The sequence below is a fragment of the Pseudomonas sp. F-14 TE3482 genome (assembly GCF_053629455.1).
Map to the genome: position 1 here is coordinate 2967046 of NZ_JBRJII010000001.1, position 23602 is coordinate 2990647.

The 23602-nt window shown below is 55.1% G+C and carries 19 protein-coding genes; 10 read left to right on the top strand and 9 right to left on the bottom strand.

The features are described from left to right. Positions 1–185: 185 nt before the first annotated feature. The 7 genes from AB7M26_RS13405 to AB7M26_RS13435 form a co-directional block, all read right to left on the bottom strand. Positions 186–551 (bottom strand): hypothetical protein, encoded by a 366-nt coding sequence (locus AB7M26_RS13405; protein WP_429384690.1) that lies wholly within the window; start codon positions 549–551, stop codon positions 186–188. Then, complete coding sequence (locus tag AB7M26_RS13410) at positions 548–2203, bottom strand: LTA synthase family protein (protein WP_429384693.1); 1656 nt, start codon at positions 2201–2203, stop codon at positions 548–550. Before AB7M26_RS13410 ends, AB7M26_RS13405 begins: the two co-directional genes overlap by 4 nt. Positions 2204–2381: 178 nt before the next feature. Beyond that, entirely contained in the window at positions 2382–3485 is a 1104-nt protein-coding gene (locus tag AB7M26_RS13415; protein WP_429384696.1) for a glycosyltransferase family protein, read from the bottom strand. Then, entirely contained in the window at positions 3485–4585 is a 1101-nt protein-coding gene (gene wecB, locus AB7M26_RS13420) for a non-hydrolyzing UDP-N-acetylglucosamine 2-epimerase (protein ID WP_429384699.1), read from the bottom strand. Before wecB ends, AB7M26_RS13415 begins: the two co-directional genes overlap by 1 nt. A 162-nt stretch (positions 4586–4747) precedes the next feature. Next, positions 4748–7771, bottom strand: coding sequence for a glycosyltransferase (locus AB7M26_RS13425; RefSeq protein ID WP_429384702.1), 3024 nt, complete (start codon positions 7769–7771; stop codon positions 4748–4750). Further along, positions 7768–9045, bottom strand: a complete 1278-nt coding sequence (locus AB7M26_RS13430; protein WP_429384705.1) for an ABC transporter ATP-binding protein — start codon at positions 9043–9045, stop codon at positions 7768–7770. The genes AB7M26_RS13425 and AB7M26_RS13430 overlap by 4 nt, the downstream gene beginning before the upstream one ends. Then, complete coding sequence (locus AB7M26_RS13435; protein WP_429384708.1) at positions 9035–9856, bottom strand: ABC transporter permease; 822 nt, start codon at positions 9854–9856, stop codon at positions 9035–9037. The genes AB7M26_RS13430 and AB7M26_RS13435 overlap by 11 nt, the downstream gene beginning before the upstream one ends. Positions 9857–10387: 531 nt before the next feature. Between AB7M26_RS13435 and AB7M26_RS13440 the strand changes: the two genes are divergently transcribed. The 6 genes from AB7M26_RS13440 (at position 10388) to AB7M26_RS13465 (ending at position 16732) form a co-directional block, all read left to right on the top strand. Further along, positions 10388–12382 (top strand): polysaccharide biosynthesis protein, encoded by a 1995-nt coding sequence (locus AB7M26_RS13440; RefSeq protein WP_429384711.1) that lies wholly within the window; start codon positions 10388–10390, stop codon positions 12380–12382. Between the two features lie 112 nt (positions 12383–12494). Beyond that, positions 12495–12830, top strand: coding sequence for a ComEA family DNA-binding protein (locus tag AB7M26_RS13445; RefSeq protein ID WP_429384714.1), 336 nt, complete (start codon positions 12495–12497; stop codon positions 12828–12830). A 208-nt stretch (positions 12831–13038) separates the two neighbouring features. Further along, a complete protein-coding gene (locus AB7M26_RS13450) occupies positions 13039–13833 on the top strand; it encodes an SDR family NAD(P)-dependent oxidoreductase (RefSeq protein ID WP_429384717.1) in 795 nt (264 codons plus the stop codon). Positions 13834–13865: 32 nt separating this feature from the next. Further along, positions 13866–15140: a beta-ketoacyl-ACP synthase II gene (fabF, locus tag AB7M26_RS13455; RefSeq protein ID WP_429378592.1), complete on the top strand. Its 1275-nt coding sequence runs from the start codon at positions 13866–13868 to the stop codon at positions 15138–15140. 71 nt (positions 15141–15211) lie between these two features. Further along, entirely contained in the window at positions 15212–15865 is a 654-nt protein-coding gene (locus AB7M26_RS13460; RefSeq protein ID WP_008071669.1) for a GntR family transcriptional regulator, read from the top strand. Between the two features lie 15 nt (positions 15866–15880). Next, positions 15881–16732, top strand: coding sequence for an urea carboxylase-associated family protein (locus AB7M26_RS13465; protein WP_429384722.1), 852 nt, complete (start codon positions 15881–15883; stop codon positions 16730–16732). 125 nt (positions 16733–16857) lie between these two features. On the opposite strand, the gene AB7M26_RS13470 is transcribed toward AB7M26_RS13465, so the two are convergent. Continuing rightward, positions 16858–17025, bottom strand: a complete 168-nt coding sequence (locus AB7M26_RS13470; RefSeq protein WP_008006000.1) for a DUF2897 family protein — start codon at positions 17023–17025, stop codon at positions 16858–16860. Positions 17026–17168: 143 nt separating this feature from the next. Further along, a complete protein-coding gene (gene eat, locus AB7M26_RS13475) occupies positions 17169–18533 on the bottom strand; it encodes an ethanolamine permease (protein WP_429384725.1) in 1365 nt (454 codons plus the stop codon). A gap of 404 nt (positions 18534–18937) precedes the next feature. On the opposite strand from eat, the gene kdpF reads away from it, so the two are divergent. The 4 genes from kdpF to kdpC all read left to right on the top strand — a co-directional run bounded on the left by kdpF (position 18938) and on the right by kdpC (position 23572). Then, the gene (gene kdpF, locus AB7M26_RS13480; protein ID WP_007899818.1) at positions 18938–19027 is read left to right on the top strand and encodes a K(+)-transporting ATPase subunit F; all 90 of its coding nucleotides are present in this window, start codon (positions 18938–18940) and stop codon (positions 19025–19027) included. A gap of 8 nt (positions 19028–19035) precedes the next feature. Beyond that, on the top strand, positions 19036–20730 hold the full coding sequence (gene kdpA / locus AB7M26_RS13485) for a potassium-transporting ATPase subunit KdpA (protein WP_429384729.1): 1695 nt from the start codon (positions 19036–19038) through the stop codon (positions 20728–20730). Between the two features lie 10 nt (positions 20731–20740). After that, positions 20741–22798, top strand: a complete 2058-nt coding sequence (gene kdpB / locus AB7M26_RS13490; RefSeq protein ID WP_429378601.1) for a potassium-transporting ATPase subunit KdpB — start codon at positions 20741–20743, stop codon at positions 22796–22798. A gap of 228 nt (positions 22799–23026) precedes the next feature. After that, positions 23027–23572 carry a potassium-transporting ATPase subunit KdpC gene (gene kdpC / locus AB7M26_RS13495; RefSeq protein WP_123494488.1) on the top strand — a complete coding sequence of 182 codons (546 nt, stop codon included), beginning with the start codon at positions 23027–23029 and terminating at the stop codon, positions 23570–23572. The last annotated feature ends 30 nt before the right edge of the window (positions 23573–23602 follow it).

Here is a 23602-nt window from a genome sequence, read left to right on the forward strand (position 1 = left end):
TGGTCATCCGTTTTTTGAATTACCTTGCATGTAGTGCGGTCGAAACGGTCTTCGACAAAATTCATAGTGTCAAAATAAAGTGTAAGAATGCTGGAGAGGGGCGCTATTAAACAGATAGTCAGAAGAAGAGGGGGTCAAGGAGGCTGAGAATACCGAGGCGGAATGTCCACCTCGGTGAATAGCTACTACTGACCGAACGCGTTTGTCAGGCAGCGGGTAGTTTCTACGGTGCGTTTGGCTAAAGTCTTGTTGTTCTGATCTTTAAGAGTAAAGGTGAGACCGTCGCCTACCCAGTTTCCGGTTTCTGCAGCCCCAGCAGGACCTCCTGAGGTCCATAGGCTTTCACGCTCGCCTATGCTGTTTACAAAAACACTGACGTTAGTGACATCTTTTTTTGTAACATTCCAGCTGGCTGTTAATTTGCTTCCGGACTGTTCGCAATTAGAGAAAACACTTGGTGTAATGCTGAAGATTATTTCATTTTTTTTATAATAAAAAATGCAAGGCATTGTGATTAGAAGTGCCGTTATTATCTTGGTTTTTATCTTCATTTTTTACTTTGCACTCCATATTCATATTTTTCTATTCCTTTGGAAAATTGAAGTCTGGCAACCGACAGAAACGCCGACTGGTCCTCCTTTGATGCGCTTTGATCTCCCATATTGGCAATGACATCAAAGTAGCGAGGTACCTTCAATCCAGCATCTTTAAGGATGCTTGGTCCCAGCGACCAAGAGTTTTCCGGTTTGGTTGTAATTCGCACTCCCTGGCTGTAAATGACCACTGGAACTCTTTGGTCTTTTGCTGTAAGTTGATTTTTAAATGTGACCTCGTTGTAAACTGTTGTAAAGCCCGGGAGATGATCCCCATAAAATACCAGAATAAAAGGTTTTCCGCGCTCGTTTAAAAAAGACGTTAAGCGCCCAAGCTCTTTGTCAGCATTATGCATGTGGTATAGATAGTTCTTGTATTCAAGCTCTGCGTTTTTGCTTAAGCCCATGGGGGAGGGTATAGAGTCCCTAAGTTTCGGGTCGAAAACCGGGCTCGTATCATATGGCCCATGACCTTCGATGCTGATCGCAAAGATAAATTTATACTTGTCATTCTGGTTGTTTAACTGATCGATTATTACGTCGGTCATGCTGGAATCTGATAAGAAGTAGCCATCTTTTTTTGCAGTGATCGGGAAGTCGTCAGATGTTAAAAACTTGTCAAAGTCTGCTTTTTTGAAAAAAGATTTTCGATTCCAAAAGCTTCCGGAGTTTCCATGGATAGCGGTCGTAGTATAGCCGTTCGATTTGGCAGCGGTCGCTAAGCTATTAAAGTGATCTTTACGTATCTGTAAATAGGGGAATTGTATCTGCGGGAACGCGGCCATCGGTATGCCGGTAAGTAGTTCGTACTCTGTTCTAATGGTGCCCCCGCCAAAGGTTGGTACTGACATGGAGCTGGCTCTACCTTCGTCCAGGGCTGCATAATAATTTGGCAGCAGGCCTTTGGTTTCCGGAGCGTTTGCTATTATCGCAGGGTCAAAGAAAGACTCACTTTGAATGATGATGATGTCGGGTTTAACGCCCTCACTTTGAATGTTCGGGGTTGTGGTGGAGTTGAACTGTGATAGGATATGATTAATGTCATTATCGTTTGTCGGCTCTTTCATTGCTTCCTGAGCTTTTATTTCAGTAAAGATTATTTTACTTATTAGTCCGGCGTGCAGAGTGCTTAGTTGTTCCGACCATGAAAACCGCATGGTGTTAAAGTTATATACTTTTCCGATCCACAATGATGTAGACGAAAGTACTAATGCTAGAGCTAGCAGTAAAAACACTCTGGTTTTTGATTTATGGAAAAAACGTTTATCAAAATAACCGACCAGCAAGAATGCAATAACAGCAGCGGTTACTGCAAGTGCTCCAATCAGAGGATCTATATAAGTGGAAAATAGACTTATCGTGCTTTTGTCGATATAGCTCAGAAATATAAAGTCGTCTCCAGACAGTGGTTTGCCTAGAGTGTTGTTTTTCGTGAAGCTAATAAAGTAGATAATTGCTGCGACACTAAGCGTCAACAAAAGCGATGTGAATAGCCTATTGAGTAGTATTAGGGAGGTTAAAAATATTAAGCCGAATGGCAGGAGATTTCCGAGCGATCCAAGGGTGAACATGTAGGTGTTCAGTTCAAGTCCTAGTGAGGTTCGATCCATCCACCATATACCTGTCCATAATGTTAAAAAGCAGGTTAATAGTCGCAAGGCAGTGTTGATTCTTCTTGCAGGCGCCGGCACTTGGTTATCCCCATATTAGCTTTGAATGTAGTAATGATGATGTTTTGCTGTTTAAGGTGGCAAGGATGCGCGTATAATTACGCATCTCTGCAGACAATTAATAGGTGATATCCATCTTCGAGAATCGTGAACTCCAGCTATTTGTTATTTTGAACTCTTCTAGTTCGGCGAGATTGGCTTCATATTTCAGTGCGCTCTCAACTGAAGAGTATAGAAGTTCATGATCGTCACACAGGTACACGCCAGATTCATTTTTACGATAAATCATTTCGCCGAATCCTGTTGAAATAATGGGGAGTCCCAAAGCTTTGAATTCATAATACTTGATTGGGTCGACGGATTTAGTTAGCCGGTTTTGAAGAAATGGGATGATAGCTACATCGAAATGTAACATCGCAGAAACTGCTTCGTTATGACTGCAGGCAGGTAAAAGTTCGATATTGTCTGGAAGTAGTTGTTTCGGTTGGTTGTATACTGGGCCGATTATTCTGATCAGGTCCGAATGCCTCGCTTTGGCGAGTTCAATTACCCATGTCCAATCGAACCAGGCTCCGATAGTGCCTACATATCCGATGACTGTCTTTGATACCGCTGTTTTTTGCGTCTCGATTTTAGGCAGTATTTCCGCATCTAACGCATTCGGGATGACGGTAAGATCGGGGCGCAAGGTTTCCCACTTTTTTTTCAGGTCGGTAGACGAGACTATTAACCTTGTGACCTGTTTTGTAATTGCGATCTCTCTTCTGGACATCGCTTTCTTCGAAATGCCTTCATAAAATGATGGAAAGTCATCCATGGCATCATATATCGACTTGGTGTCCTTCAGTAAGGACAGCACTTTCAGAGCCAGTACCGTCGGTTTCCCAATGACTAGTAACGTTTCCTGTTTTCGAGAAAATGCCTTGATTGCACTCAGGGAATTTTTCCACATCAGATAGCCGTTGATAATTCCCGATCCGGGCAACGGCTCGATGGGCAGGGCGGAGGGATTTACTACCGTCAGCCAAGATTCTGAAGTGTCTCTTTCCGTGAGGTCGCTGACCCGAAGTTTCTTCAGATCATATAGAGAGGGGAACCGACTCGGATAAGGTTCCACCCACAAAACATCACCGCCAGTGACCTCATGAAACCACCGTACGAATTTCTGAGGTCGCTGGGCAAAACTGGTCCACGGGACTGGCGACAAATAAATCAACTGCATTAAGCGAAATGCTCCTTCAGGACAGCGACTATGCGCTCAGCGCCTTTGCCATCGCCATAAGGGGAGACCCCGCGAGCCATGGCTTTATAGGCTTCAGGGTTGTCCAGGAGTGTTTGTGCTTCGTTCACGATTTGGTCGTAGTTGGGGCCTACCAGTTTTACGACGCCCATGTCGACAGCTTCCGGTCGCTCGGTTTCATCGCGCAGAACCAGGACGGGTTTGGCAAGAGCTGGTGCTTCTTCCTGGACGCCACCCGAGTCACTGATGATGAGGTACGAACGTTTCATTGCCGCGATGAATGGTGCGTAGTCCAGTGGGTCACACAGTTTTATATTGCTGCAGTCACCCAGCAGTTCGACCGCAACATCTTTTACGTTCGGGTTAGGGTGAACAGGGTACAGAACCTGAACATCCGAATTGCGTTCAGCAATGGATTTCAGTGCGCGGCAGATATTTCGGAATGGTTCGCCGAAATTCTCTCGTCTGTGCGATGTGACCAGAATCAGGCGCTTGTCTTCGGGAAGTTCGATGCCGATTTCGAGCTCTTTTGATGCGGTCATCAACAGCGCGTCGATTACCGTGTTGCCGGTAACTGTAATGTCGCTGTCCGGGATGCCTTCTTTTAGAAGGTTTTGGCGCGAGCTTTCAGTCGGTGCAAAATGCCAGCGGGTCAAGCGTCCCGCAATGACACGGTTCGCTTCTTCCGGGAACGGGTTCTGAATGTCCCAGGTCCGCAGGCCAGCTTCGACGTGGCCGAATGGGATGCGATGGTAGAAGCATGCCAGCGCCATGGTCATCACCGTGGTGGTGTCGCCCTGAGCTAGAACTACGTCCGGCTTTTCGGCGAGCAAGACTTCATCAAGCTCCAGCAGCAGCCTGGCGGTCAGCGTTGTAAGCGCCTGATTTGGACGCATGATGTTCAAGTCGATATCGGGTTTGATGCCGAAGAAGTTCAGAACCTGATCGAGCATGTTGCGATGCTGGGCAGTTGCCAGCACTTTCACGTCGGCCCACGGCTGCTCTTTCAGCGCCAGAATCACGGGAGCCATTTTAATAGCTTCCGGGCGTGTACCTACTGTGCAGATAATTTTGATTTTCATAGCTCAACTACCTCATTCAATCAATTGCAGTGCAGCATCGGGCGCTTTCAATGCTCCGGGCGTTTTCAAGCACACCGACCCTGACGATCGCATTTACTGGAAAGGCCTGCCATTTATTCTTTTGGCAGGCCTGACAAATTCAGATTCGACTCAAGGCCTTAGTTAGCGTTTGTCATTCTTGTAAGAATGCGGCATCCACTCTCCCCATTTGGCCTCATACGTAGCCTTGTTCTGGTCAAAAAGGGCTTGCCTTTCGGCACTGCGCATTTTTTTGAACGAGGCGGACAAATGGTGGTGAATGAACACGTCCTCGGCACAGTTGATCGTCAGGCCAAGTTGTTCGACGCGACGGCAGTAATCATCATCTTCGAAGAAACCGCGTCCGAATGCCTCATCGAGAGGACCAATGCGCTCGTAGGTTTCGCGGCTGAACATTACGCAAAAGAAGGCAGCGGTATACAGGCCTTGTACTTTTCCGATCCGGCTCCTGGTGTATTTACGAGACTCGATGAGCATCTCGTCCATGGACTTGTAGCTGATCTGGATCTTGGCCTCATTACCGATGTTATTGGTGACAGGACCAAGTATGCCGATGGTCGGATTGCGCTGCATGTGGCGATACAGCGTTCGAACCCAGCCGGGGGTAACATACGTGTCGTTGTTGAGCAGCACGAGGAAGTCACCGTCAGCGATGGCAAGCCCTTGGTTGTTGCCAGCGGCGAAGCCACGGTTATCGTCGTTCAGGATGAGCTTGCGGTCGGGACCATTGGCGACCCACTCTCTGAGAAACGCGGGGGACCCATCCGCCGAAGCGTTATCGACGACAATGATTTCCAGGTTTTCATGATTGGTGTGTTCGTCAAGACTTGCGAGGCAAGCTTTTGTGAGCTCAAGATTATTGTAGGTAACAACGATCACGCTAACTCGGGGGAGCGTGCGCTCGTTTTCAATTTTGTGAATCAATTGCTCTGCGCGGTGCGTCCAGGTCTGATTCTGGGCGAACAGCTGGCGTTGCTGCACTTCTACCGGGGTGGTGGGAGCTGCAAGAGTGCGACGTACGGCCTGGATAAACTCCTCTGGAGTAGCTGCCGCCTGCACCAGATTTTCGAACTGCTTGATTTCCGGCAGGTCTACCGAAACGACCGGCTTACCAGCACTCAGATACTCATAAACCTTCACCGGGTTGGTGGCAAGGGTCAGAGGGATCACCTTGAACGGTAACAAGCATACGTCGAACGCATGCAGGTATTTTGGAAGTTCGCCGTAAGCGACTTCCCCGGTAAAGATAACGTTTTTGTAATCACTCAGTTTTGCAGCTGCCCCAACAGTATCGGCCCCGATCATCAGTACTGTACATTCAGGGAGCGCTTCTGCCAGTGCTCCGAGCAAATCCAGATCAAACCATTCTGCGATGGCACCGTAATAGCCAATGATTTGGCGACCGCTTGGTTCGACGTAGGTATCTGAGGGCGTGTTCGCAAAGTGGGAAAATTCGCCGGCGTTTCTGATCAGAACCCGGTTCGATGTGTATTTCGAAACAATCTCGTCAAGCCAGGTCGAAGTGGTTACCGTGATATCCGCGTTGCGCATGAGCGCCCTTTCGATGGACAGCACTTCCTCCGAAACATTGCCAAAACCTTCATGATGATCCATGCAGTCGTAGACGACTTCGCTGTCAGGCAATACCGCAGCTGTTTCATACCAGAACGGATGTTGAACAATGGATACCAATTGTCTGGAATCGGCCCAGCTCAAGACCTCGCCAATTGAGGCTTTTAATTGATCGGCAATGTCCACACCAGGCGGGTTGCTGTAGATCACCGGTGCGCCTTTGGCATAAAGATTGATCTGAAATAGACGTCCTGCGCTGTCCAATTGCTCGACGCTGAAACCACTGCGCGGATCGTCTACAAGGTTCACCGAAACATAAAAAACGCGGCGGCCGGCACCCGCCAGGGCTTGCGCAAGTTGCTGAGGGCGTTGGTGCCTAAAATGCCAGTCAATGACACCCCAGAAGATGTAATCGGGAAGGCTTTTTTCCTGAGCTGCCGGAGCGATTGTCGGCCACTTGAATTGGTTGCCTGCCAGCAGTTGCCCTCTCATGGCGGACATCGGTGCGCGCACTAGGTGAGTATAGGACTTGCGAATTGCAGTCTTGACGGCATCCGGCAATGGAAGACGGTTAAACATGCTCCGAAGCTTGTTTTTCAAGGCTCGTTTATCGCTTGCCTTCAAGCCGTGTCGGGCCACTCGAAGGGAGAACCTCAAGGGCTGAGTGATTTTCCAGGAGTGGCTGTTTACGACCTCGTCATAACGAGCTCTGATGGCTAAAAGATTTTCGGAATACACGACGTTATCTTCAAGGCATTTGTGAAGCATTTGCTCGGCGTTTGCCAGGAGAGTGGTCAAATCCTCCAATGCGGCATTCGCTTCCTGTGCCTGCTTGCGAGTTTCGATTAGCCGAGCCCTATAGCTGTCGGCGATAGAGGTGTCGGATTCGATATGAACTTCGCTGAGTGTAAGGCTGCTACCCTCTTGATGCTCGGCTACATTCGTGTAGACAAGTAGGATCTGTTCGCCTGGCCAGTAATTTGGTTGATGATCAGACGTGTCGAAAATACTGCTGTGAGTTAGCGTCCAGTTTCCGAAAATGGCTGGAGTATTCTCCAATTGGAACGAGTAGAAGTGCTCCTCGATCAATTCCTTTTCGCGAAAAGGTAAAAGCAGAACGATAAACTTCTTTGCTTTGCCCGAGATCTTGTTTAAGACGTCCCAAGGCTTTTCAAAATGCTCCAGCGTGTTCGAAGAGAACAGTATATCCCACTGCTGCGGACCGCTCTCTCCCAGAAAGTCGTCGCACAGGAACTTGCACTCGGGGTAGGCCTGCGTTGCTTTTTCAATGGCTTCAGAGGAAAAGTCAATGCCTGTCAATTCAGGCATATTCAAGCGCTTTGACAGGTTCGCGGTGCCGTCACCTTGGGCGCAGCCCCAGTCGCACATGGTCAACTTTTCGGAGTCAATGCGCGCAGCGAGCCATTGAGGAAAGTGCTCGGCGGCGACTTCACTGAAAAACACACTTTGTTCTCTGCCGAAATTCTCTTCCCAATCGTTCGAAAAGCGAAAATCCCAGTAGGCTTTAGAGTTCACTTCACCAGTGGTCGTTATGGAATCAGACTGTTTCTTCATGGTGTAGGTACTCCTTGACCAAGATCGCTTTGTTGGAGATTGATAGTTATTTTGGGCATGAATTGCCCGGAAGCATTGCTGGTGAATGACGACGAGAAGTACTGCGCGCCTTCCAGGTATTCGTAATAGTGAATGGCGGCGGACGATCTGTTCTCGATTGCCGCAACCAGCAGATAATCACCAGAGCACAGAGGGTTTTCGAGTTGGAAGCTGACTTCCTGCGGTCCCTCCGTCTGGGTAAAGGTCAGCTTCTCGTTCCACGTACTGCCGACAATCAGATCGCTCCCGGACAGGTTCTTCAGGGAGAACGAAATGGACAATCCATCCAGGCTTTTTAGCGCCTGAGTATGAAACTGGATTTTCACATTCATTTTTTCATGATCGCAGAACAGGTTCTTCTTGATACCGCGGGCATCATAAAGACCGGCGTCCTGGATGATTCCGACGTGAGAGCCCCAATGATTTATTGGTTGGCTGAGCTTGTGCGGCCCGGCGTCCGAACTCACTTTGCTAGGCTGATTGCCAGCGTTTGGCGCACCATTGAACAAGTGTTCGGTGTATTGGGCTGTGATCGGAAAAACATCACCCAAGCCGCGTACGGTACCTTTGTCCAGCCAAAGAGCGCGGTCACACAGAGTGCGCACGGCGGCGATGTCATGGGAGACAAACAGGATGCTGACACCTGACTCCTTCATCTGTTTGATGCGGTCCAGGCATTTTGCCTGGAAGCGAGCATCACCCACCGACAACGCTTCGTCGACAACCAGTATGCTTGGGCTGGTATGCACCGCCACCGAAAATGCCAAGCGCACATACATGCCCGAAGAATATGTTTTAACTGGCTGATTGATAAACTCACCAATTTCCGCGAACTCTTCTATTGCTGAGTACTGATTGTCGGTTTCTTCGCGCGAGAGACCTAAGATGGCCGCGTTGAGGTAAACGTTCTCCTTTCCGGTAAATTCCGGATTGAAACCGGCCCCCAATTCGAGCAGTGCGGCAACTCGCCCGCGTACGCTGATGCTACCGGATGAGGGGTTCAATGTGCCGCAAAGCATCTGCAGGAAGGTGGACTTTCCAGATCCATTGCTTCCAATAATTCCGACAGTCTCTCCTGGCTGAACTTCAAGAGATGCGTTTTTGAGTGCCCAAAATTCGCTGTAATATTTGCGTTTCCCGCCTGCCAACATTTGCAACAGGCGTTTGTGCGGCTTGTCGTAAACCTCATAGCATTTGCTTAGATTTTCAATTTTGATCACTGCGTCAGAGCACATCTGCGAATCCCTTACGAGTCTTCTGGAACCAGACGAAACCGCACCATGCAATGACAGCACCCACGGCAAACATTATTGCCAGGGTTGTAAAGTCAGGCATTTGACCAAAAACAAGTACGTTGCGACTTTGCTCAATAATGGATGCCAAGGGGTTGACCCGGATCCAGAACTGATATTTTTCGGGGAGCGCGGTGATCGGGAAGAATACGGCAGACATAAACAGCAGAACGGTAGAGAGCATCGCGGTAATCTGGGCGATATCTCGTAAATAGACGCCGAGTGACGCAAATAGCCAGCTCATGCCCATAATGCCCAAAAAAAGTGGTAGAACTACGATGGGTAACAAGATGGCCGTGGGCGGAATGCTGTGGTTCAAGATCAGCTGCGCAGACAGTAATACGACTAAACTGATGCAGGCGTGAAACAGAGCAGAGGTAAATGCGACCCAAGGCAAAATCTCAAGTGGGAATACCACTTTTTTGACGTAGCTGACGTTAGACGTGATGAGGCCTGGAGAGCGATTTATGCATTCTGCAAAAAAGCCGTGGATGAACAAACCGACGAAGAGGATGATTGCAAAGTCTGTCTTGCTTTCACCGGGTCCGATACCCCAGCGAGCTTTGAAGACCACGGAAAAAACGAAGGTGTAAATTATCAACATCAGTAATGGGTTGAAAAACGACCACGATAAGCCTAGGGCCGAACCACGATAGCGTCCTAAAACTTCACGCTTGCTTAGTTGCAGTATCAGGCGTTTGTTGCGCCAGAAACTGTTAACCATTTCAAAAGGATGTACTGAGTAATTTTGCATCAGTGATCTGACTCGACTTCTTTTACCAGTGGCTCATTATGAAAAGCTACATGAACGATGACGGTTAATGTTTTCTCACCCGGGAGAATTTCACGCCCCCCCTCCTGCCTATACTTGCTCATGCCTTCGTCGCCTAGATTGGTTGCAGCAGGTACGCACTGGAAACGGGAATTGTCACTGCAGCCCACGGTTGCGTGTCAATCGCACATGGTATCGTATTGGGCGATGTTTTTTCACTAGCTAACGTCCAAATTTGCCGGTTGCGCGTCGGCAGTGAGTGTTTTTTTCTTATTCTGGTAGCGAATGGCCATTCGTGACGCGTCGGCGATCTCTCGAATAGCGGCAATCACTGCGTTTTTTCGTCAATAGAAGAGTCGGCGGTTGCGGAGCCTCAAAGCAGAATGGATCTCAAACAAGTGAGTGTGTGCTTTGTTATTGCTGCTTGTGTCGATTTTTTGGTTAGCGGGACGGTTTCAATTACGTACAATAGCGTACGGATTTTGCTGATAGGTCAGAGGCGACCGAGCATTTATGGATAAATTTCGAGTTTTTTTGCTGGGGCTTCCTCGTAGGCAGAAGAGGCTGATTCAGGTCGTTACCGACGGTATTCTTGTCTGGATCGCGCTGTGGCTTGCATTCATCGTCCGTCTCGGTGTCGACGATATGTATAACCCTTTGCGAGTCCACTTCTGGCTTTTCGTCTGCGCACCTGTAATTGCAATCCCTCTGTTCATTCGCTTCGGGATGTACCGCGCAGTGATGCGGTACTTCGGTAATGACGCACTTGTCACCATCATCAAGGCAGTTAGTCTTTCCTCATTGATGCTAGCTCTCGTCGTCTACTGGTACAGCAATCACCAAGCCGTCGTGCCACGCTCCATCATCTTCAATTACTGGTGGCTTAGCCTCGTCATCATCGGCGGTCTGCGCCTGTGCATGCGTCAATACTTTATGGGCGACTGGTTCAACGCCGTCCAGCACGTACCCTTCACCAACCGTGATGATGGCCTCACCAAAGTCGCCATTTATGGCGCAGGCGTGGCGGGCAATCAGCTTGTCGCAGCACTTCGCATGGGGCGAGCCATGCGTCCTGTGGCGTTTATCGATGATGATTCAAGTATTGCCGATCGTTCGATCGCCGGGTTGCAAGTCTACAAACCCAAACACATCCAACAGATGATCGATGAAACAGGCGCCCAGGAAATCCTTCTGGCCCTCCCGTCATCGACCCGCGCACGACGTCGGGAAATTCTTACTATCCTGGAGCGTTTCCCTCTTCACATCCGAAGCGTACCCAACTTCACCGATCTGGCCAGCGGTCGGGTCAAGGTTGAAGACATTCAGGAAGTGGATATCGCCGATTTGCTCGGCCGCGATGCCGTGCCAGCCCAGGCTGATTTGCTTGAGCGCTGTATCAAAGGGAAGACAGTGATGGTTACTGGTGCTGGCGGGTCGATCGGTTCGGAGCTGTGCCGGCAGATTTTCTCTCTTGGCCCGACCACGCTTTTGCTGTTTGAGCACAGTGAGTTCAACCTCTACAGCATCCTGTCGGAATTGGAGCAGCGTGCCAGCCGTGAGTCGGTGTCGGTTCAGTTACTGCCTATTCTCGGCTCCATCCGTCATCCGCACAAACTGCTTGATGTGATGAAGACCTGGCGCGTGGATACCGTTTATCACGCAGCGGCTTATAAACATGTGCCGATGGTCGAGCACAACATTGCTGAAGGCGTGCTCAATAATGTCATCGGCACGTTGAACACTGCTCAGGCTGCCTTGCAGTCGGGTGTTGCGAACTTCGTGCTGATCTCCACCGATAAAGCCGTGCGTCCGACCAACATCATGGGTAGCACCAAGCGTCTGGCGGAGTTGACCCTTCAGGCCCTCAGTCGTGAAATTGCTCCGGTGCTGTTTGGCGATAAAGCCAATGTATCCCGGGTCAACAAAACCCGTTTCACCATGGTGCGTTTTGGCAATGTGTTGGGGTCGTCCGGTTCGGTGATTCCGTTGTTCCACAGCCAGATCAAGTCCGGTGGTCCATTGACGGTCACGCACCCGAAGATTACCCGTTACTTCATGACCATCCCCGAAGCCGCGCAACTGGTGATTCAGGCCGGTTCCATGGGGCAGGGCGGTGATGTGTTTGTGCTGGATATGGGCGAGCCGGTGAGGATTGTCGAGCTGGCGGAGAAGATGATTCATCTGTCTGGTTTGAGCATCCGTTCCGAGCGAAATCCCCAGGGCGATATTTCGATCGAGTTCACGGGCCTGCGTCCGGGCGAGAAGCTCTATGAAGAGTTGCTGATCGGGGATAACGTCGCGGCGACGCCGCATCCGATGATCATGACGGCCAATGAAGATCATTTGCCCTGGGATGTGCTCAAGGGGCGTTTGACTGAACTGTTGCTCGCCGTCGAGCAGGACGATTATTCCCGCGTGCGCCAGCTCCTGCGCGAAACGGTCAGCGGCTATACCCCCGATGGGGAGATTGTCGACTGGATTCATCAGCAACGCCGTCTTGAGCCCTGATTGTTTCACATCCTGTAACGGACACATTTTTGACAGCTCCACCACATCGCCTAAGTTTGGAAGGCAGCTTCGGAAAAGCTGCTTTCTCAATCGATGTCATGGAGCTTCATTTATGCGTACTGGCTATTTCTACTCTCTGGTTTTTGCCCTGCTCACCAGCGCCTCTATTGCGGCCATCGCTGCACCTACGGCTGGGCCAGAGGCTGCCAAGGCACCCTTGATGCTGGATGCTGCCGCCAAGGCTCAAACCGCCAAGGTCGATCTCAATGGCGCCGATGCGCCGACCCTGCAGCGCGAGTTGTCCGGGATTGGTGAGGCGAAGGCCAAGGCGATTGTTGCTTATCGTGAGAGTAATGGGCCGTTTTCGTCGGTCGACGAATTGCTGGAAGTGAAGGGGATTGGCAAGGCCATTCTGGACAAGAATCGCGAGAAGCTGGAAGTGAACTAAGCTTGTAAATCCACACCAAGAGGCCGGTCATTGACCGGCCTTTTTGCATAGTGTCGCAGAGGGCGATTTGGCACCTTTCATCGGGGTGGGAAAAATTACGGCTATCATATGGCGATTTGATTATGCCTATAATATCTTCGATTCGCTGAAGCGCACTGACGTTCCGGCGCTGGCCTTTCTCTCACGCAATCCTCTTTGGAGCACCGTCATGAATTCTGTCCAGAACCAAGGTACGGCCCTCGTCACCGGTGCTTCTTCCGGCATCGGTGCGGTTTACGCGGAGCGGTTGGCGGCGCGTGGTTTTGATTTGTTGCTGGTGGCTCGTGATCAGGAACGGCTGGAGGCTGCGGCGAGCCAGTTGCGCGCGGCGCATGGTGTTCAGGTGGAGGTGCTGAAGGCGGATCTGACGCAAAAGGATGATGTGTTGAAGCTTGAGCAGCGGCTGCGCAGCGATTCGAGTATCAGCCTGTTGCTGAATAACGCCGGTGTCGCGGCGGATGGTTTGCTTGCCAATGCGGATCTGGATGAGCTGGAGCGTTTGATTCAGCTGAACGTCACCACGGTGACGCGGTTGGCCTCGGCAGCGGCGGCCGGTTTTTCCAAGGCCGGTCGTGGCACGATCATCAATATTGCCTCGGTGGTGGCGTTGTTCCCGGAGCGATTCAATGCGACGTACAGCGCGAGCAAGGCTTATGTGTTGAGCCTGACTCAGTCGTTGAACGCCGAATTGCAGGGCACCGGGGTTCAGGTTCAAGCGGTGTTGCCGGGGGTAACACGCACCGAGATTTTGGAACGCTCCGGTATCGATGCGTCCCAGATTCCGGCGGACATGATCATGGAAGCGGGGGAGATGGTCGACGCGGCGTTATCGGGTCTGGACCAGGGTGAGTTGATCACCATTCCTTCGTTACCGAATGCCTCCGAGTGGGAGGCCTTTATGGCGGCGCGTCATGCGATGGCGCCGAATCTGTCCAGAAGCACGGCCGCCACGCGTTACAAGTGAGGCGCCATGAATCGGCTTGAGGAATTTGCGTTATGAGTAATCGTCGAGTGGTCGTTACGGGCATGGGCCTGGTGTCGCCGTTGGGTAGTGGTGTCGAAGAGGTTTGGGCGCGTTTGTTGGCGGGGCGTTCCGGGTTGCGGGCGTTGCCGGACGAGGTGGTTGCCGATCTGCCGGCCAAGGTCGGTGGCGCGGTGCAGACGCTGGCGGAAGATCCCGAGGCGGGTTTCGATCCGGACCGGGCGACGCCGCCCAAAGAGCAGAAGAAGATGGATCGCTTCATTATGTTTGCCATGGAGGCGGCGCGTCAGGCACTGGAGCAGGCCGGTTGGCATCCGCAGGACGTCAACGCCCAGGAGCGCACTGCCACGATTATCGGCTCGGGTGTGGGTGGTTTCGGCGCGATTGCCGATGCGGTGCGCACCACCGACAGCCGTGGCCCGCGACGTTTGTCGCCGTTCACCATTCCGTCGTTTCTGGTCAACCTCGCGGCGGGCCATGTGTCGATCGAGCATGGTTTCAAGGGCCCTTTGGGCGCTCCGGTAACGGCGTGCGCGGCCGGGGTTCAGGCGATTGGTGACGCGGCGCGGCTGATTCGATGTGGCGAGGCGGACATTGCAGTGTGTGGCGGGGCGGAAGCGGCAATCGATCGTGTCAGCCTTGCCGGGTTTGCGGCGGCTCGGGCGTTGTCCAGCGGTTACAACGACACCCCGGAACGCGCCTCGCGACCGTTCGACAGTGGTCGTGACGGTTTTGTGATGGGTGAGGGCTCGGGCCTGCTGGTGATCGAATCCCTGGAGCATGCCCTTGCGCGCGGCGCTCAGCCGTTGGCTGAGCTGGTCGGTTACGGCACCAGTGCCGATGCCTATCACCTGACCGCGGGGCCTGAAGATGGCAGCGGTGCGCGTCGGGCGATGTCGCTGGCGTTGGCCCAGGCGGGCATTTCGCCGGCGCAGGTGCAGCATCTCAATGCTCACGCGACCTCGACCCCGGTTGGGGATTTGGGGGAGCTGGCGGCCATCAAGTCGTTGTTCGGCTCGGACAACAAGATAGCGGTGACGTCGACCAAATCGGCCACCGGGCATTTGCTCGGCGCTGCTGGCGGGATCGAGGCGATCTTTACGCTGTTGGCGCTCCGCGATCAGGTGGTGCCGGCCACGCTCAACTTCGATAACCCGGATCCGGCGGCGCAAGGTGTGGACATCGTTCACGGTCAGGCGCGACCAATGACCATCGATTACGCGTTATCCAACGGCTTCGGATTTGGCGGCGTGAACGCCAGTGTGTTGTTCAAATACTGGGATGAGTAGTTCAAGGCAGATGGCACGAATAGTGATTACTCATTCGCTGACGATTGTTGAACAATCACGAGGCATTGAGTATGAGCAGCGGACTGTCCCTGGCCGACCACATCACATTGGAGTTACGCGCTGACATCATCGGCGGGCGTTTGCTGCCGGGCATGGCATTGGTGGAGAACGATCTGGTGTCGGCTTACAACGCCTCGCGAAACACGATTCGCGAGGCGTTGCACCGTCTGGGTCAGGAAGGGCTGACCCGTTATGTCCGTAACAAGGGTGTGATGGTGCGCCGGTTGGGTGTCGAGGATGTGCGCGATCTGTTCAAGGTCCGTCGCACCCTGGAGCTGCAAGCCATCAGCGCCAGTCAGCCATTACGCGAATATCAGTCCGACCGGATGCTCGAAGCCCTGGAGGCCACCGAGCTGGCTCGGGAGCGTGAGGACTGGCGTGCCGTCGGCACCCACAGCCTGGCGTTTCATCAACACATCGTCGGATTGCTGCGCAGTCCATTGTTCGATGAGTTCTTCACCAATGTCGTCGCGCAACTGCGCCTGGTGTTTTGCACCGCTCCCGATGAATCACGTTTTCAGGCGCCTTGGCTGGCGCGTGACCGGCAGATACATGACTTGCTGGCCGACGGCGACAAACCCGCGGCCGGGGACGCGATGAGCCTTTATCTCGACGACTCCGAACACCTCCTGTTGCAGATGCTTGCCCCTTCTTCCCATCACTGATCGAGGATTTGTGCCATGTACAAAGACTATCCGGCAGCCTATCAAGTCAGCAAAGGCTCGGCCTTGCAGGTGGACACGGCTTTCTATGAGAGAGTCCGGGACAGGAAAGAGGGGCGCACGCTGATCGAACAGTTTGAAGTGCCGATCCGCACTGGCCGCGCCTGGAATGTGCCGGCCGGGCATGTGTTCAGGGTCACGACCCCGGTCGGTCCGCAAGTCGGGGACTTCAATGTCTGGAATGCCCATGACCCGCGCGAACGCTTATGGGCGGCGCGAACCCGGCAGTTACAGGGGGCGCATGTCAGCATTCATGACCGGCTCTGGTCGAACCTGCCATTTTTGCGGCCGCTGGTGACCATCACCGACGATAGCCTGGCCGGGTACGGCATCGACGAACATGGCGGGCGTTTGCACGACTTGCTGGGGACGCGCTGCGATCCGTATGTGAACAAAATGCTCACCGGCGAGGACTTCCATCATCACTGCCACTCGAATTTGACGCGCGCCGTGTTACCCCATGGCCTGACCGAGTTTGACGTGCATGATGTGCTGAACATTTTCCAGTGCACTGGTCTGAACCACGACGACATGTACTTCATGAAAGCCTGCCCGGCGCAGAAGGGCGATTACCTGGAGTTCTTTGCCGAGATTGATCTGCTGTGTGCGTTGTCGACGTGCCCGGGTGGGGATTTGTCACTGGCCATGTGGGGGCCGGATGCGCAGGATCCATTGAGTGTGTGTCGCCCATTAGGCGTTGAGATTTATCGGTTGGAGGCGTCGTTGCTTGAAGGCTGGAGCCCGCCGGAGCGTGCGGCTTACAAGGGGCTGCATGGCTTGCACATTACCAAGGCCGATTGGGAGAAATAGAAACGGTTTTGTGGCGAGGGAGCTTGCTCCCGCTCGACCGCGCAGCGGGCGCAAAAAATGTGCGAGAGACCTCAAGGGCCGCTACGCGACCCAGCGGGAGCAAGCTCCCTCGCCACAATTGTTTGCTAGCGGTCCTGCGCATCCTTGGCATCCGCTTCCGCATTGCGTTCGGCGACGCGTTTACGTTGCTCTTCAGTCAATTCGACCTTGTTGGCGGTGTCGCGCAGCATCATCAAGCCGCCAACGATCGAGCCGATGGCAACGATCAGAATCAACCAGGCATACCAAGGCATAGGGTTTCTCCTTAAGGGCAGGCCGCTTGGCGATGGTTTCGCCAGCCGATCGTGCCTACCACTTTTGAGCGATGGGATTTCGCAGTGGTTCCATTCGCTATGATTCCATTCTATGCCTGAACTGACAGCAACACCGCGACTGTTTACAGCCCGGTCAACATCGCATCCGCCGGCGCATCGGCCCGCAATTGCGCCGTCAGCATGAAGTACACGAAACCCACTGCCATGAAGCCGAGGAAGATCAACCCGATCAAGGTGTTGAACCAGGCCATCGCCACCAGGCAAACCACCGCCAGCATTAACGCAATGAACGGCACCAAGGGGTAGCAGGGCGCGCGGAAGGTGCGTTCCAGGTTCGGTTCGGTTTTACGCAGTTTGAACAGGCTGAGCATGCTCATGATGTACATCGCGATCGCACCGAATACCGCCATGGTGATCATCGCCGCCGTCAGCGTCATGCCGCCGAGGTTGATCAAGCCATCGCTGTAGATCGCCGCGATGCCAATCACGCCACCGGCGATGATCGCCCGGTGCGGGGTCTGGAAGCGCGACAGTTTGGCCAGGGATGCCGGCAGGTAACCGGCCCGGGCCAGCGCAAAGAACTGCCGCGAGTAGCCGAGAATAATCCCGTGGAAACTCGCCACCAGGCCGAACAGGCCGATCCACACCAGCATGTGCAACCAGCCGGAGCTTTCGCCGACCACGGCTTTCATGGCTTGTGGCAGCGGATCGTTGATGTTCGACAGGGTGCGCCAGTCGCCGACGCCGCCGGCAAAGAACATCACGCCCATGGCCAGCAGCACCAGGGTCAGGATGCCGCTGATGTAGGCCTTGGGAATCGTGCGTTTCGGGTCTTTGGCTTCTTCGGCAGCCATGGCCGCGCCTTCGATGGCGAGGAAGAACCAGATGGCAAACGGAATGGCCGCGAACATCCCGGCAATCGCTGGCGCACCGAACACGTCAGCACCAGCCCAGCCATTGAGGGCGAAGTTGCTGAAGCTGAACGCCGGGGCGACCACGCCCATGAACACCAGCAATTCGGCGACCGCCAATACGCAGACCACCAGTTCGAAGGTCGCGGCCAGTTTCACGCCGAGAATGTTCAAGCCCATGAACACAATATAGGCACCGACCGCCGCGTGTTTCGGGTCGAGGGCGGGAAACTGCACATTCAGGTAGGCGCCGATCGCCAGGGCAATCGCCGGTGGGGCGAAGACGAATTCGATCAGGGTCGCCAACCCGGCAATCAAACCGCCTTTCTCGCCAAAGGCGCGGCGGCTGTAGGCAAAAGGACCGCCGGCATGGGGAATCGCGGTGGTCAGTTCGGTGAAACTGAAGATGAAGCAGGTGTACATCGTGGCGACCATGAATGAGGTCACCAGGAAGCCCAGTGTCCCGGCCACGCCCCAGCCGTAACTCCAGCCGAAGTACTCACCGGAAATCACCAGCCCGACCGCGATACCCCACAGGTGCAGCGTGCCCAGCGTGGGTTTGAGTTGTGTGTTCATGCCTTGCTCCCTGAACGGTTTGGAAAAGCTCGGGGGAGGGCGTGTGCAGTGGGCGTGCCATTTTTCAGGTGGGCGTCGTAAAGCGCTGAAAGCTGTCGTATCGGGGATGTTCGCGGCTGGATGCGCGCTTTTTGTGCTCCAGTTGGGAGCGTTGTTGCCTGTTCTGCCGTCATCGCGGGCAAGCCCGCTCCCACAATGGAATGCGTTTTCCCGGAAATCGCAAAAACCTGTGGGAGCGGGCTTGCCCGCGATGAGGCCCGTCGGAACACCGCTGTAACAAAACCATACCCCCACTCTTTACGCTTTATTTATGCCCCGCCACCCCCCTCGATCTCGCGCCTTTACAGCCACCCTCCCGACAATCACTCCACACGCGGCAATACGCCGTAACACGGAGAATTTCCATGAGCGTTCTGGACGGGGTGTCACTGCTATTGGCAGTGGGGCTGTTCATTTATCTGTTGGTTGCGCTGTTGCGCGCGGACCGGAACTAGGAGCGGCTATGCACAGTTATGACTATTGGCTGATCATCGCCTTCTTCGCCGTGGTGCTGATCCCGGCACCGTTTCTTGGGCGCTTCTACTACAAGGTGATGGAAGGGCAGCGCACCTGGCTGTCGCCGATCCTTGGGCCGGTGGAGCGGGGTTGCTATCGGGTGGCCGGCGTCGATCCACAGGTTGAGCAGAGCTGGCAGAAATACACCCTGGCCTTGCTCGCCTTCAACCTCGCGGGTTTTTTGCTGTTGTTCACGATCCTGCTGTTTCAGGATTATTTGCCGCTCAATCCGCAAAACTTGCCAGGTCAGGAATGGACGCAAGCGTTCAACACCGCCGTCAGCTTCATGACCAATACCAACTGGCAGTCCTATAGCGGCGAAGCGACCCTCAGCTACCTGAGTCAGATGGTCGGCCTCACCGTGCAGAACTTCGTCAGCGCCGCCACTGGCCTCGCTGTACTGGTTGCGCTGTGTCGCGGCATCGGCCGCAAATCCACCAAAACCCTGGGCAACTTCTGGGTCGACATGACCCGCGCCACCCTCTACGGCCTGCTGCCGCTGTGCCTGCTGCTGGCGCTGTATCTGGTCTGGCAGGGCGTGCCACAAACGTTCGCCCAGTACGTGAACGCCGTGACCATGCAGGGCGTCGATCAGGTCATCCCGCTCGGCCCGGCCGCCAGCCAGATTGCGATCAAGCAACTGGGCACCAACGGTGGTGGCTTCTTCGGCGTCAACTCGGCGCACCCGTTCGAGAACCCGACGGCGTGGAGCAACCTGTTCGAAGTCGCTTCGATCATTCTGATCCCGGTGGCACTGGTGTTCACCTTCGGCCATTACGTGAAAGACTTGCGTCAGAGCCGCGCGATCATCGCTTGCATGCTGGCGCTGTTTTTGATCGGCGGCGCAACGTCGCTGTGGGCTGAATATCAACCGAACCCGACCCTGGCCAACGTCGCCGTCGAACAGACCGCACCGCTGGAAGGCAAGGAAGCGCGTTTCGGCACCACCGCCACGGTGCTGTGGTCGGTAACAACCACGGCGGCGTCGAACGGTTCGGTCAATGGCATGCACGACAGCCTCAACCCGCTGAGCGGCATGGTCGCGCTGGTCAACATGATGGTCGGCGAAGTGATTTTCGGCGGCGTCGGGGCCGGGCTCTACGGCATGTTGCTCAACGTGCTGATCGCGGTATTCCTCGCCGGGCTGATGATCGGCCGCACCCCGGAATACCTCGGCAAGAAACTGCAAGCCAGGGAAGTCCAGTTGCTGGTGGTGACCTTGCTGGTGATGCCAGTCGGCGTGCTGGTGCTCGGCGCGATTGCTGCCAGCCTGCCTGGCCCGGTCGCGGCGGTCAGTAACCCCGGTGCTCACGGTTTCAGCCAGTTGCTTTATGCCTACACCTCGGCCAGTGCCAACAACGGCTCGGCGTTCGGCGGCTTCGGTGCCAACACCGCGTTCCACAACCTGATGCTGGGGCTGGGCATGTTGATCGGTCGCTTCGGTTACATCCTCCCGGTACTGGCCCTGGCCGGCAGCCTGGCGATGAAGAAAACCGCGCCGATCGGCCAGAACAGCTTCCCGACTCACGGCCCGCTGTTCGTGGTCCTGTTGACCGTGACCATTATGCTGGTGGGTGGTTTGACCTTCCTGCCGACCCTGGCGTTGGGTCCGATTGCCGAACATCTGAGCTTGGGCTTCTAAGGAGTCAATGATGAATATGCCCGCAACTAAAGCCGCCGTCGTCAAGGCGCCGGAACAACCGAAAACCGCGATCACGGCCCTCTGGCGCCCGGCGCTGGTGCAAGCGTTCGTAAAGCTCGACCCACGGCAATTGCAACGTGCGCCGGTGATGCTGGTGGTGGAACTGACCGCGATTCTGACCACCGTGCTGTGCTTCATTCCCGACAGCGCCGTGCCGACTTTTGTCGCCGCGCAAATCGCCTTGTGGCTGTGGTTCACCGTGTTGTTCGCCAACTTCGCCGAAGCGCTGGCCGAAGGTCGCGGCAAGGCCCGTGCCGACAGCCTCAAGGCCGGCAGTGAAGGCTTGAGTGCCCGGCGCAAAAACGCCAATGGCAGCTTTCAGGTGGTGCCCGCCACCAGCCTGCGCAAGGGTGATGTGGTGCGCGTCGAAGCGGGGGAGATGATCCCCGGTGACGGCGAGGTGATCGAAGGCATCGCGGCGGTCAACGAAGCGGCGATTACCGGTGAATCGGCGCCGGTGATTCGTGAGTCCGGTGGCGACCGTTCGGCGGTCACCGGCAACACTCGACTGGTGTCCGACTGGCTGCTGGTGCGCATCACCGCCAACCCCGGCGAGTCGACCCTCGACCGCATGATCGCGCTGGTCGAAGGCGCCAAACGCCAGAAAACCCCGAACGAAGTGGCGCTGGATATCCTGCTGATCGGCCTGACCCTGATCTTTCTGCTGGTGGTGGTGACCCTGCAACCGTTCGCCCACTTCGCCAATGGCAGCCTGCCGCTGGTGTTCCTGGTGGCGTTATTGGTCACGCTGATTCCGACCACCATTGGCGGCTTGCTGTCGGCCATCGGTATCGCCGGGATGGACCGTCTGGTGCGCCTGAACGTGATCGCCAAATCCGGTCGCGCCGTGGAAGCGGCGGGGGACGTTCACGTCCTGCTGCTGGACAAGACCGGCACCATCACCTTCGGTAACCGTCGCTGCTCCGCGGTCTATGCCGCGCCGGGTGTCACTGCCAAGGAACTGGCCGAAGGCGCGTTGTTTGCCTCCTTGGCCGATGACACGGCTGAAGGCAAATCCATCGTCGAGTACCTGCGCGGTCTTCATCCGCAACCCGAGCCGTCCGCCGAGGTGCTGACCGCTGTGCCGTTCAGTGCTGAGACCCGCTTGTCTGGCGTTGACTATCAGGGCCGGGTCTATCGCAAAGGCGCGGTGGATTCGCTGCTGACGTTCGTCGGCCTGAAACGCGCCGATCTGGCCGCGCCTCTGTCCCGGGAAATCGACAAGATCGCCCAAAGTGGCGGCACGCCTCTGCTGGTCTGCGTCGACGGCAAATTGCTCGGTGTCATCCACCTCAAGGACGTGGTCAAGCCCGGCATCCGCGAGCGTTTCGCCGAGTTGCGCAAGCTGGGGATTCGCACGGTCATGGTCACGGGCGACAACCCGCTGACCGCCGCTGCGATTGCCGCCGAAGCGGGCGTGGATGACGTGCTGGCCGAAGCCACACCGGAGAAAAAACTGGCGCGCATTCGTCACGAGCAGAACGACGGTCGCCTGGTCGCCATGTGCGGCGACGGTGCCAACGACGCCCCGGCCCTGGCGCAGGCGGACGTCGGCATGGCGATGAACGACGGTACGCAAGCGGCACGGGAGGCGGCGAACATGGTCGACCTCGACAGCGACCCGACCAAGCTGTTGGACGTGGTGCAGATCGGTAAGGAATTACTGGTGACCCGTGGTGCGCTGACGACCTTTTCCATCGCCAACGACGTGGCCAAGTACTTCGCGATCCTGCCGGCACTGTTCGCCTCGATCTACCCGCAACTGGGTGTGCTCAACGTCATGCACCTGAGCAGCCCGCAGAGCGCGATTCTGTCGGCGATTGTGTTCAACGCCTTGATCATTGTGGTGCTGATTCCTTTGGCATTGCGTGGTGTGAGGGTGCAAGCGGTGAGCGCGGCGGCGTTGCTGCGGCGCAATCTGCTGATCTATGGACTGGGCGGGATTCTGGTGCCGTTCGTGGGTATCAAGGCGATCGACATGTTGTTGACGGCGTTGCATTTGGTTTAGCAATTGCTGCTGAGCGCAGAGCTTTTTGAGGCAGGTTTTTTGAGGCAGGGTTTTTGTGGCGAGGGAGCTTGCTCCCGCTGGGCTGCGAAGCAGCCCCACCTCAGGCCCAAGTGTTTATTCAGGCACACCGCATTTACCGGGTTTACGACTGCTGCGCAGCCGAGTGGGAGCAAGCTCCCTCGCCACAGGTGATGTGTGTGCCTTCAGAGTTGAATCGAGGATTTTGAAATGTCCACACTGATACGTCCGGCCCTGAGCCTGCTGTTGCTGATGACCCTGATCACAGGCGTCGCCTACCCTTTGGTGGTCACGGGCGTCGCCCAGGTCGCCTTCCCGGACCAGGCCAATGGCAGCCTGATGCGCGACGCCGACGGCAAGGTTCGCGGTTCGTCACTGATCGCCCAGGATTTCGTTGGCGACGGCTGGTTCCACCCACGGCCATCGGCCGGTGCCTTTGCCACCGTGTCGAGCAGCGCCAGCAACCTCTCGCCCAGCAATCCGGCGCTGGCCACTCGGGTTATCGACGAGGCCAGTAAATTGCAGGTAGCTGGCCAGGGGCCGGTGCCGTTGGCGATGCTGACCACCTCCGGCAGCGGCCTCGATCCGCACTTGCCACCGGCCGCGATTGCCTATCAACTGGCGCGTGTCGCGACGGCGCGCAATTTGCCAGTGGCTACGCTTGAGCAACTGCTGAACGCGCACATCGAGCAGCCGTTGGTGGGGCCGCCGGTGGTGAATGTGTTGGCGCTGAACATGGCGCTGGAAAAACTGTAAATCGGTGGCGCCGCCAATCGCGGGCAAGCC